Genomic DNA, 11,184 nt, shown 5'->3' on the forward strand with positions numbered 1-11,184 from the left:
GGCTCAGGCGAAATCGACGCCGCCCAGTTCCATTTCGGCTGCCGCGTCTTCGAGGTCATCGGCAATCCCTGCCGTCAGCGACCGCACCACGGTGACGCCGTAGCCTGCCTGGACGGCGTCGAGCGCGGTGGCCTTCACGCAGTAGTCGGTGGCGATGCCCACTATCACCACGTCCTCGACGTCGTGGCTCTGCAGCCAGTCGTCCAGGCCAATCGCGTCCTCGTCGACACCGGGCCCGCCCGCGGGGCCGGACATTCCGCCGGCCTGGCGCTCCCCGGTGGGAACGGCATCCTCGGGCGCCAGCAGCCCCTCGAACCCGGAATAGGCGGCCGCGAACTGGCCCTTCCGGAAGTACGCGTCGATGTATTCGGTGTCCAGGTCCGGGTGAAGCTCGGCGCCGCGGGTGCCGGCGACGCAATGCCGGGGCCAGCTGTCCTTGAAATCTGGCGTCTCGGAGAAGTGGCTGCCGGGATTGATGTGCCAGTCCTGGGTGGCCACCACATGGTCGAATTCGCCGTGGTGGGCGTCCAGGTACTCGCTGATGGCGCCGGCCACGGCCGCACCGCCCTCAACGGCCAGCGAGCCGCCCTCGCAGAAGTCGTTCTGGACATCGACGATGATCATTGCGCGGGACATCAGTGCTCCTCAGTGGTCTTCATAGAGAGTGGGGATGGCGGGCTCGCCCCGCTGCAGGCGGTTCACCACTGGAGGCAGTTCCGCCATGGAGTCGGCGTGGCGCTGCCGTGCGCGGACCACGCCTTCGTGCCCGGTCCATCCCGGCAGCAGCTCGCCGTTCTTCATGAACTGCTGCAGCAGCGGCCGGTCGTTGCCGTCATCCTCGGGCCGGTGGCCCACCCCCACCACCTCGGCGGTGGCGGTGCCGCGCTCGTCCAGTTTCCGCAGCGCGTATTTCCGCCCGCCCACGCTGGCCTTGTTCTTGGCCGCCTTGGCCACGGACACGAAGTTTCCGGCATCGTCTGTCCGGCTGACCAGTTTGTAGACCATGCTGGCGGTGGGGGCCCCGGAGCCGGTCACCAGCGAGGTCCCCACCCCGTAGGAATCAACGGGAGCGGACTGCAGCGCCGCGATGGCGTACTCATCGAGGTCGGACGTGACCACGATTTTCGTGTGCTCGTTGCCGAGGTCGTCCAGCAGCCGGCGCACCCACTGCGCCTGGGCCACCAGGTCGCCCGAGTCCAGCCGGACGGCGCCCAGCCGGGACCCTGCCAGGTCCACGGCCGTGCGGACGGCCTTTTCGACGTCGTAGGTGTCCACCAGCAGGGACGTACCCTCGCCCAGCGAAGCAATCTGGGCCTCGAAAGCCTCGCGCTCGGTATCGTGCAGCAGCGTGAACGAGTGCGCGGCCGTACCCACCGTGCGGATGCCGTAGCGTGCGCCCGCTTCCAGGTTGGAGGTGCTGTCAAAGCCGGCGATCACCGCAGCCCGGGCGGCGGACGCTGCGGCTTCCTCGTGCGTCCGGCGCGAACCCATTTCGATGCAGGGCCTGCCGCCGGCCGCGCTGACCATCCGGGACGCGGCGGAGGCAATCGCGCTGTCGTGGTTCAGGACGGACAGCAGGTAGGTCTCCAGCATGCAGGCCTCCGCGAACGAGGCCTCGACGATCAGGATGGGGGAGTTGGGGAAGTAGGCTTCGCCCTCGGCGTAGCCCCAGATGTCCCCGGAGAACCTGTAGTTGGCCAGGTACTCCAGCGTCTCCTGATTAACCACCCGGGTACGTTCCAGGAAATCCAGCTCGGCCTCGCCGAACCGGAAGCTTGCGATGCCCTCCAGCAGGCGTCCCGTGCCCGCAACGATGCCGTAGCGCCGGCCGTCCGGCAGCCGCCGCGCGAATGCCTCGAACACAGACTTGCGGTGCGCCGCCCCCGAATGGAGGGATGCCTGCAGCATGGTCAGCTCGTAGTGGTCGGTGTAAAAGGACGTGCGGGGATGGTCCCAGCCGGCGGAGGTGCTCACGAAAGTCACTCTAGTAGCCAGCCCCATAGAATGGACAGATGACCATAAGCGTTGCGCCCGGCCCCGATACACGGGAGGGCGTCCGGACCGGCACTGCGGAGTCCACCGACTCCCTCACCGCGCCGGACATCCCCTGGAACCTGGTGATCTGGAACGATCCCGTCAATCTCATGAGTTACGTCAGCTACGTCTTCCAAAGCTATTTTGGCTACTCCGAGACCAAAGCCAACAAGCTCATGATGGAGGTCCACAAAAAGGGCCGGTCCATCGTTGCCGCAGGCAGCAAGGAACAGGTGGAACGCCACGCCGTGGCCATGCACGGGTTCGGGCTGTGGGCCACGGTGGAAAAGGCCAGCGGCGGCCAGGGCAGCAAGGCCGGGAAGTCCGGCGGTCCGGGCCAGGGTAAGGGGAAGCGTGGCTAAGGCATTCAAATACGGGCTCAAGGGCATCACCGGTTTCCTGGAACCTGCCGAACGGGACCTGCTGCGCAGCCTCATCGACGACGTCATCTCCATGCTCGAACCGGAGGACCGGGACGGCCAGGATCCGCTGGCTGCCCTCATTGGCCTGGACATGGACGTTGCCGAACCCACGGACCGCGCCGTCAAGCGGCTCCTCCCCAACGTTACGAAGAACGACGACGCCGCGTCCCTTGAGTTCCGGCAGCTCACCGAGCGCTCGCTGCGGGAAACAAAAATCGGGGCGCTGCGCGCGGCGGCTTTGGACCTGGACAAGGACGAGATCGTCCTGACACCCGAGGGTGCCAAGCACTGGTCCATGGCACTGAACGATGTGCGGCTTGTCCTGGCAGAGAGGCTGGACATCCGGGACGAGGCCGACGCCGAGCACGTCCACCGCATGCAGGACTGGTCCCAGGCCGAGGATGTGGAAAGCTACCTGGCGCTCGTCTACAACTTCACCACCTGGCTGCAGGAGTCCGTGGTCCAGGCCATGCTGCAGTCGATGGAAACCCGCCGGTGAGCTGTGGCGGTCCCGGGGAGTCCGTTGGTTGTGACACATTCGACATGAGTCGCTGGCCACAAGATGATGGCTGAGCCTTCAGGGAAGACCTATCCTCGAATAATCATGACAACAGCCTCGAGCATGGACCCGCCGTTGGAAGCGCAGCCTGCCGCCATCGGTGACCGACCGGCGGCCGCCCCGGAAACCCGGCCCATCGGCATCTTCGATTCCGGTGTTGGCGGGCTCACGGTGGCCCGCTCCATCATCGACCAGCTGCCCAACGAATCAATTCTTTATGTCGGGGACACCGCGCACGGGCCGTACGGGCCGCTGCCCATCGCCGAGGTGCGGGCCAACGCCCTGGGCGTCATGGACGAACTGGTGGACTCCGGCGTCAAGCTGCTCACCATTGCCTGCAACTCGGCGTCGGCCGCGGTCCTCCGGGATGCCCGCGAGCGGTACACCGCCAAATACGGCATTCCCGTCATCGAGGTCATCCAGCCTGCCGTGCGGCGCGCCGTCGCCGCCACCCGCAGCGGAAAAGTCGGCGTGATCGGTACCTCCGCCACGGTGGGTTCGCGCGCCTACGAGGACACCTTCGCCGCAGCTCCGGACCTGGAAATCACCTCCGTGGCATGCCCCGAATTCGTCAGCTACGTCGAAGCCGGCATCACCACGGGGCCGGCACTGCTGGCCGTCGCGGAAGAATACCTTGCTCCCCTCAAAGCCGCAGGGGTGGACACGGTGGTTCTGGGCTGCACACACTACCCGTTGCTGACCGGCGTCATCTCCTACGTGATGGGCGGGGACGTCACCCTGGTTTCCAGCGCCGAGGAAACAGCCAAGGACGTCTACCGTGCGCTGGCAACCCACAACCTGCAACGCCCCTCCGCAACCCCGCCCGAGCACCACTTCGTGGCCACCGGTGACGCCGGGCAGTTTGAGGCGCTCGCCCGCAGGTTCCTAGGGCCCGAGGTCCTCTCGGTCCGGCACGTGGACCACGTTGCCGCGCAATACCCCACCGGCAGCCTGGCCCGCATCACTCCCGAGATGATCGCCGCTGCGCAGGCAGCGGGCGGGCGCCCCAGGATCTCCAACTTCGTGGGCGGCGGATTCGCCGACGCCGGCCGAACCGGAGGACCCCGCCCGTGAAGCTGACCATTGTGGGGTGTACGGGCTCGTTCCCCGGGCCCGGCTCCCCGGCGTCGTGCTACCTGCTGACCGCCACCGATGGCGACCGCACGTGGAAGGTGGTGATGGACCTCGGCAGCGGTGCGCTGGGCGCCATCCAGCGCTACACCGACCTGGAGGACATCGACGCGATTTTCCTCACCCACCTGCACCCGGACCACTGCATGGACCTGTGCGGCCTGCACGTCGCCATCCGCTGGAAACCCGGTGGCTGGGGCCGCGGCCGCATCCCGGTCTGGGGCCCGGCCGCGACGGCCAACCGGATGGCCACCGCCTACGGACTGGACCCGGACCCCGGCATGCACGAGGAATTCGACTTCAGCAACTGGACCGAACGCGAAGCCGTGACCGTTGGGCCGTTTACGGTCACGCCCTTCGCCGTCAACCACCCCATCGAGGAGGCCTACGCCCTGCGGGTGGAGGTGGTGGAACCCGGCAAGGACGGCGTCCCCGTAACCCGGACCCTGACGTATTCCGGTGACACCGATTCCTGCGCCGGGCTTGAGGAAGCCGCCAAGGACGCAGACCTGTTCCTGTGCGAGGCAGCCTTCGAGGAAGGCCGCGACGACGGCATCAAGGACGTCCACCTGACCGGAAAACGGGCGGGGGAGACCGCGGCGCTCGCGGGGGCGCGCCGGCTCCTGCTGACCCACATTCCGGTCTGGACGTCCCCCACCACCGTCATGGCCGAGGCACGTCCGGTGTTTCCCGGCGACGTGGCCGTGGCCGTTGCCGGTGTCCACTACACCATCTAGCACCAGTGGCACTGGATAAGCTAAAGGCATGACATCTGAAGCAACTGCAGTGCCCATTGTGCGCGCCGACGGCCGTGCCCCCGACCAGCTCCGGCCCATCAGCATCACCCGCGGATGGTCCAACCAGGCTGAGGGATCGGCGCTGATCGAGTTCGGCAACACCCGGGTGCTGTGCACGGCCTCCCTGACTGCCGGCGTCCCGCGCTGGCTCAAGGGCGAGGGCCGCGGCTGGGTCACCGCCGAGTACGCCATGCTGCCCCGCGCCACCAACACGCGCTCGGACCGGGAATCGGTCAAGGGCAAGATCGGCGGCCGCACGCACGAGATCTCGCGCCTGATCGGGCGTTCGCTGCGCTCCATCATCGACACCAAGGCGCTGGGCGAAAACACCATCGTGCTGGACTGTGACGTCCTCCAGGCCGACGGCGGGACACGCACCGCGGCGATCACCGGCGCCTACGTGGCTCTGGCCGACGCCATCCGGTTCGCCCGCGACACCAAGCTCATCGCCAAAAACGCCCAGCCCCTTGTGGACACCATCGCGGCCGTCTCCGTGGGCATCATCGACGGCGTTCCCATGCTGGACCTGCCCTACGTCGAGGACGTGCGGGCCGAGACGGATATGAACGTTGTGGTCACCGGCTCCGGCAAGTTCGTCGAGGTGCAGGGCACTGCCGAGGGCGCCCCGTTCGACCGGGAGGAGCTGAACCAGCTTCTCGACCTTGCCCTGCTGGGCACCGCCCAGCTCGCTGCCATCCAGCGGGAGACCCTGGCGGACACCCTGTGAGCACACCCTCACCAAGGCTCGTGCTCGCCACGCACAACAAAGGGAAACTGCGCGAACTCCGTGAACTGCTGCGCGGGCAGGTGCCCGGGCTCGACGTCGACACCCAGGTGGTGGACGCGGCGGCGGCGGGTGCGCCGGACGTCGTCGAAACCGGCGTGACCTTCGCCGAGAACTCGCTGCTGAAGGCGCGGGCGGTGGCCGGGGCAACCGGCCTGGTGGCCATTGCCGACGACTCCGGGCTTGCCGTGGACGTCATGGGCGGGGCGCCGGGCATCTTCTCCGCCCGGTGGGCGGGACGGCACGGCGACGACGCCGCCAACCTGGAACTGCTGCTGAACCAGCTTTCGGACGTTCCCGACGAGCATCGCGGCGCAGCGTTTGTCTGCGCGGCAGCCCTGGCGGTCCCCGCCGGCACGGCCGGCCCGGGCCGCGAGGTAGTGGAGTACGGCCAGCTGGAGGGCGTCCTCCTGCGCGAACCCCGGGGCGCCGGCGGCTTCGGCTACGATCCTGTGCTGCAGCCGGCCGGCGGGAACCGCAGCTGCGCCGAGCTGTCCGCCGAGGAAAAGAACGCCATCAGCCACCGCGGCAAGGCATTCCGCGCCCTGCTTCCCTCCATCGTGGCAGCCTTGGAAGCGGCAGGCTGAAGGAAGCGGCAGGCCGGCATAACAGAAGAGGTGCGCACCCCGGCGGGGTGCGCACCTCTTTCGCCTGTGTGGCCTGCCTACTCCTGCCGGCCGCCGGGGAGTTTGCGCGGAGTCTTCTGCTCCTGCTCCGGTTCGTGCTCTTCGATGTATTCGTCGACGGCGTCGGTGCCGTAGGCCTGGGCCTGGCGCTTCGCGGACATGCCGCGCAGGAGTTCGATGCCGATGGGCACCACCGAGACCAGCACGATGGCGATGAAGATGATGTCCAGGTTGTCCCGGACCCACGGAACGGTGTCGCCCAGCAGGAAACCGAGCAGGGTCACCCCGCCGCCCCAGAGCACCGCCCCGATGACGTTGTAAACGAAGAACTTGCGCCTGCTCATCTGCGCCACGCCGACGATCACGGGGACAAACGTCCGGATGATGGGAACGAAACGAGCCAGGATGAGCGCCTTGCCGCCGTGCTTCTCAAAGAAGGCGTGTGCGCTTTCGACGTTCTCGCGTTTGAACAGTTTGGAGTCGGGCTTGTTGAAGATGGCGGGGCCCGCTTTGGAACCGATCAGGTAGCCCGCTTGGTTGCCGATGATGGCGGAGACCACGATCAGCAGGGCCAGGAGCCAGATGTTGAACTTGATGGTGTCGGTGGCCACCAGCAGGCCTGCAGTGAACAGCATGGAGTCACCCGGAAGGAAGAATCCCACCAGCAGGCCGGTCTCCGCGAAGATGATGCCGCACACCAGCAGGACCACCCATGGGGCGAGCGCCGGATCGGCAAGGAAGACCTGGGGGTTCAGCCAGTCGGGCAGGAAGGAGGCCATTGCCGGCTGCACCGGGCCCGCACCGCCCAACAGGGACACAGCGAGGTGGTTATTCACAGGAAAGTTCACCCCTCAAGCGTACTTGACGGCCCTGTCCCTCCCGGGCCGGGGCACCCTGCGGCGGTAAGGTAGGGGCCGTGGGTTTGGACTTTACGGCGATCGACTTCGAAACAGCCAACGGCTTCCGGGGCTCTCCGTGCTCCGTGGGCCTGACGAAGGTAAGGGGCGGGAAGATTGTCGCGGAGGCCTCCTGGCTGATGCGGCCGCCGGCCGGCTTCGACCACTTTGACCACCACAATGTGCGGATCCACGGAATCACCCCTGCCGACGTGGCGGTGCAGCCGCGTTTCGGTGAGCTGTTCCCGGAAATCGGGGCCTTCATCGGCGAGGACGTGCTGGCCGCGCACAACGCCGCCTTCGACCTTGGGGTGATCCGCTCGGCGCTGGAAGTCTCAGGGCTTCCCGGTCCGGCCTACGACTACGTCTGCACGGTCATGTTGTCGCGCCGCTGCTACTCCCTGGTCTCAAACTCGCTGCCTTTTGCCGCGGAGGAAGCCGGCGTGCCTTTGGTGAACCACCACGACGCCGCAGAGGATGCCCGCGCCTGCGCCGGCATCCTCATCGATATCGCCGCGCGAAACGGTGTAAACAGCATCGCCGAACTGTATCTCTCCCTGGGCCTGGCCATGCCGCGCCAGCAGGCCTTCGATCCTGCCACCGGTGAACTGTCGAAGCCCAGCCTGGCGGCGATGTCCGGCGCTTCCGGCAACGGCGCGGCGCTGGTACGGCGGTTCCAGTCCGGCTGGCCTGAGGAGGGGCTGAATCCTGAACCAAACATCGACGCCGAGCCCGGCCATCCGTTGTATGGCCAGACGGTCGTTTTCACCGGACAGCTTTCCATCGGCCGCCCGGATGCCAAGCTCCGCTCGGCCCACCACGGTGCCCGCACTGAAAGCCGGGTGACCGGCCGCACCACCGTCCTGGTGGTGGGGGACGGCTTCGTGGCCTCGGACCTGCGCTCGGGGCGGCTCACCGGAAAGGCGCGGCGCGTCCTGGAACTCCATGAGCGCGGACAGGCCATCGAGGTGTTGTCCGAGGGCGAGTTCCTGCAGATGGTGGGCAGTGCGGACGTCTCGTTCGCGCCGGCCGTCATCGCCTGAATCAGTAGCGCTGGCATGCGGGCGTTCATCTGACGCAACAAAGCTTGGCCGCAGGGCCGGACCTTCCTAGCCTTGCGGGATGAGCTCCTTGTTCGCGTTCCCCAACCCCGTCAACGAGTACGCGGCCCGCACCACCGCAGCCCTGGTGGTCCTGCTCGCGGTGGTCACCGCCCTGACAGGTTCCGTGTGGGGGCTGGTGGCCATCGCCGTCGGGTTCTGGCTCCGGCTGCTCTTCGGCCCGCGGATCTCACCGTTGGCGGTCCTCTCCGTGAAGGTCATCACCCCGCGGCTGGGAAAGGTGAAGCTCGTTCCCGGGCCGCCAAAGCGCTTTGCCCAGGGCATCGGCGCCGCCGTGTCCACCGCCGCCCTGCTGCTGTTCGCGTCCGGCATGGGCCCGGGAGCATGGCTGCTGCTGGGGATCCTGGTGGTGGCGGCATCGCTTGAAGCCTTCGCCGGTTTCTGCCTGGGCTGCACGATTTTCGGGTTCCTGCAGCGCCGCGGAGTGATTCCCGAGGACGTCTGCGAGGCGTGCAACAACATCAGCCTTCGCCGGTCGTGACCCCCACCAGCTGATCCGCCATCCCGCGGATCACCTCCGGGCCTTCCAGGGCAGCCAGCCACGGGGCGGGCAGGCAGTCCTCCCCGTACCAGGCGCCCAGGATGTTGCCGGCCAGGGATCCGGCGGTGTCGCTGCCGCCGCTGTGGTTCACCGCCACGGCGACGGCGTCCCGGAAATGCTGTTCCGGCAGCACAGGTGCGCCGTCTGCCGGAAGCGTGGCGAGAACGGCGTAGAGCGCCAGGGCGAATGCCTCCTCCGCGAACCAGCCGTCGCCGAGCGCCTGGACCAGCTCCTCGGGCGGAACAACCGCCTTGTCTGCCAGCCGCAGGGCCGCCTCAAGCCGCTCGGGCAGCTCCGGTGCCACGTGCGGCATGGTGCCCGCGTGGGCGATGACGGCGGCGGCGGCTTCCCGCAGGTCCTCTCCGGCGACCAGCCGGTGGATCAGGAGGCTGAAGACACCAGAGCTTTGGCGTGCCGCCGGGTGGCCGTGCGTCAGTGACGCGGCATCGGAACTCAACTTGTAGGCGGCCTCGGGCGAGATGTGCGGGATCAGCCCGAACGGCGTCGAGCGCATCACCGTACCGGCACCTTTCGAGTCCGGGTTGACGGGCCGCACCGAGGTTCCCATCTCACCGGTGGCCAGGCCGCTGATGCAGTCCTGCTCCGGATGCCGCCGCTGCCGCAGCACCTCATTGCCGTCGATCCAGCGGGGCTGGGGCGCTGGTGCGGACGGCCCGGCATCCGCACCCTGGGTGGCCAGCCAGCGCAGGTAGGCCAGCCATACGCACGCGTTGACGTCCGCGCCCACACCGGAGTTGGCCCACTCCAGCGCCTCCACCAGGCCATCCACGGTGTACAGGGTCAATTGTGTGTCGTCGGAGAAGTGGCAGGGGCCGGAGAGGTCTTCAAAGCCTGTCAGGCCGCGTGCGCCGAAACGCCGGCGGATCTCGTCGATGGAATCGAACTCCACGGCGTAGCCCAGCGCATCTCCCAGCGCGCCGCCCAGCAGGGAGCCATGGATCCGGGACTTGGGAGTGGGTGTGGGAGTGCCGTGATCAATGCTCATGAAGACAAATTTACCGTCCAGACCCGCTGCGAACGGTTGAGGCCGCCGCCTGCAGGGCAGGGCGCAGCCGGCGGGTGCGGACAGCAGTTGTCCAGCAAACGCCCAGCCTGGGCTGGAATACTGCTCGGGTTCCCTGGCGCCGCACTTGCCGCACCTGCCGGCCGGGGCGGCTCCGGAACCCACCAGAGCACCCGACGAGCAAAGGTCCCACCATGAGCACCCCTGTCCCAGCCCGCGACGCACTGCAGCCCGGCGGCACGGATTCCGCCCGTCGCGGCCTGCTGCCCCGCCTCGCAGCAGAGGCTTTTGGCAGCCTCTTCCTGGCGGTTGCCGGGCTGGGCGTACCGCTGTTCAGCATTCCGCAGTCCAGCCCGGTGCCTGCCGCCCTGGCTGCCGGCCTCGCCATCACGGCCGCCATGCTCGCCTTCGGACATATTTCCGGTGGCCACTTCAACCCGGCAATCACCCTGGGCCACCTCCTCGCCGGACGGATCCGGGCGGGAGCGGCAGCAGCGTACGCCGCCGCACAGGTCGTGGGAGCCTTGGGGGGTGCCCTTGCCCTGTTCGGCATCCTGCGCACCCTGCCCAGCATTCCCGACAGCCGGACCGCCTTCGATACGGTGTCCGCCGGCTTCGGCGAACACTCCATCATCCAGGCGCCCCTCGCCGCAGTGGTGCTCCTGGAACTGCTGGGAGCCGCGATCATCGTGGCCATCTTCCTGGGCGCCGCCGGCCGCGACAACGGCCTGCGGGGCAGCGCCGGCGGGGACGGCAACAGCCGGACGGTGGCGGCCGTTGCCGTGGGCCTGTCCTTCGCAGCCTTGCTCCAGGTGGGCCAGTCTGTCGGCAACCTGCCGTTCAACCCCGCTCGGGCCCTCGCCTCGGCCGTCTTCAGCTCCGGCTCGGCCCTGGGACAGCTGTGGGTCTTCCTCGTGGCTCCGCTGGCCGGCGCGGCCATCGCGGGGCTGGTGTTCCGGATTTCAGACACGGCTGACTCCACGGAGGGCACTGCAGTGGCGGGCGCCGCTGCGCACGACCAAGACGCCGCAAGCGCGGAAGCTACCGGGGGCGCCGGCCCGGATGCCGGGGATTCGTCAGTTCCGGCCGGGGACGACGACGGCGGCGAGGCTTCGGGGGCGGAGCCGCACCTCCCCGCGGCCCGCACCGCCGCACCGGACAAGCAGGCGCGCAACGTCAATGAGGCCCAGGAGTTTTTCGAGGGCAAGCGATCCTGAGCTGTCCGCGCCGCGGCGGTTTCCTCCACTGT

At 68.1% G+C, this 11,184-nt stretch carries 13 protein-coding genes; 9 read left to right on the forward strand and 4 right to left on the reverse strand.

Annotated features, from left to right (window positions below):
* Positions 1-3: 3 nt before the first annotated feature.
* Together QF050_RS11810 and QF050_RS11815 are read right to left on the reverse strand one after the other, a co-directional pair.
* Positions 4-636, reverse strand: a complete 633-nt coding sequence (locus QF050_RS11810) for an isochorismatase family protein (protein ID WP_308930590.1) — start codon at positions 634-636, stop codon at positions 4-6.
* Between the two features lie 9 nt (positions 637-645).
* Entirely contained in the window at positions 646-1,974 is a 1,329-nt protein-coding gene (locus QF050_RS11815; protein ID WP_308930591.1) for a nicotinate phosphoribosyltransferase, read from the reverse strand.
* A gap of 38 nt (positions 1,975-2,012) precedes the next feature.
* Between QF050_RS11815 and clpS the strand changes: the two genes are divergently transcribed.
* From clpS to rdgB, 6 genes are all read left to right on the forward strand, one after another.
* Complete coding sequence (gene clpS / locus QF050_RS11820; protein ID WP_308930592.1) at positions 2,013-2,396, forward strand: ATP-dependent Clp protease adapter ClpS; 384 nt, start codon at positions 2,013-2,015, stop codon at positions 2,394-2,396.
* On the forward strand, positions 2,389-2,955 hold the full coding sequence (locus tag QF050_RS11825) for a DUF2017 domain-containing protein (RefSeq protein WP_308930593.1): 567 nt from the start codon (positions 2,389-2,391) through the stop codon (positions 2,953-2,955). The genes clpS and QF050_RS11825 overlap by 8 nt, the downstream gene beginning before the upstream one ends.
* Positions 2,956-3,078: 123 nt before the next feature.
* Positions 3,079-4,089: a glutamate racemase gene (gene murI / locus QF050_RS11830; RefSeq protein WP_374121565.1), complete on the forward strand. Its 1,011-nt coding sequence runs from the start codon at positions 3,079-3,081 to the stop codon at positions 4,087-4,089.
* Entirely contained in the window at positions 4,086-4,883 is a 798-nt protein-coding gene (locus QF050_RS11835; RefSeq protein WP_308930595.1) for an MBL fold metallo-hydrolase, read from the forward strand. The genes murI and QF050_RS11835 overlap by 4 nt, the downstream gene beginning before the upstream one ends.
* A gap of 28 nt (positions 4,884-4,911) precedes the next feature.
* The gene (gene rph / locus QF050_RS11840; RefSeq protein WP_308930596.1) at positions 4,912-5,670 is read left to right on the forward strand and encodes a ribonuclease PH; all 759 of its coding nucleotides are present in this window, start codon (positions 4,912-4,914) and stop codon (positions 5,668-5,670) included.
* Complete coding sequence (gene rdgB / locus QF050_RS11845; RefSeq protein WP_308930597.1) at positions 5,667-6,314, forward strand: RdgB/HAM1 family non-canonical purine NTP pyrophosphatase; 648 nt, start codon at positions 5,667-5,669, stop codon at positions 6,312-6,314. Before rph ends, rdgB begins: the two co-directional genes overlap by 4 nt.
* A 77-nt stretch (positions 6,315-6,391) precedes the next feature.
* Here rdgB and QF050_RS11850 read toward each other — a convergent pair whose 3' ends face one another.
* The gene (locus QF050_RS11850) at positions 6,392-7,132 is read right to left on the reverse strand and encodes a VTT domain-containing protein (RefSeq protein ID WP_308932157.1); all 741 of its coding nucleotides are present in this window, start codon (positions 7,130-7,132) and stop codon (positions 6,392-6,394) included.
* A 137-nt stretch (positions 7,133-7,269) separates the two neighbouring features.
* On the opposite strand from QF050_RS11850, the gene QF050_RS11855 reads away from it, so the two are divergent.
* A complete protein-coding gene (locus QF050_RS11855) occupies positions 7,270-8,292 on the forward strand; it encodes an exonuclease domain-containing protein (protein WP_308930598.1) in 1,023 nt (340 codons plus the stop codon).
* A gap of 79 nt (positions 8,293-8,371) precedes the next feature.
* Positions 8,372-8,851, forward strand: coding sequence for a DUF4395 domain-containing protein (locus tag QF050_RS11860; protein WP_308930599.1), 480 nt, complete (start codon positions 8,372-8,374; stop codon positions 8,849-8,851).
* Here the strand turns inward: QF050_RS11860 and QF050_RS11865 are convergent.
* Positions 8,832-9,917, reverse strand: coding sequence for an ADP-ribosylglycohydrolase family protein (locus tag QF050_RS11865; RefSeq protein WP_308930600.1), 1,086 nt, complete (start codon positions 9,915-9,917; stop codon positions 8,832-8,834). The two genes, QF050_RS11860 and QF050_RS11865, sit on opposite strands and share 20 nt — an antisense overlap.
* Before the next feature lie 212 nt (positions 9,918-10,129).
* Between QF050_RS11865 and QF050_RS11870 the strand changes: the two genes are divergently transcribed.
* A complete protein-coding gene (locus QF050_RS11870) occupies positions 10,130-11,152 on the forward strand; it encodes an aquaporin (RefSeq protein WP_308930601.1) in 1,023 nt (340 codons plus the stop codon).
* Positions 11,153-11,184: the final 32 nt, after the last annotated feature.

This window comes from Arthrobacter sp. SLBN-112 (assembly GCF_030944625.1).
In the GTDB taxonomy this organism is placed as follows: domain Bacteria; phylum Actinomycetota; class Actinomycetes; order Actinomycetales; family Micrococcaceae; genus Arthrobacter.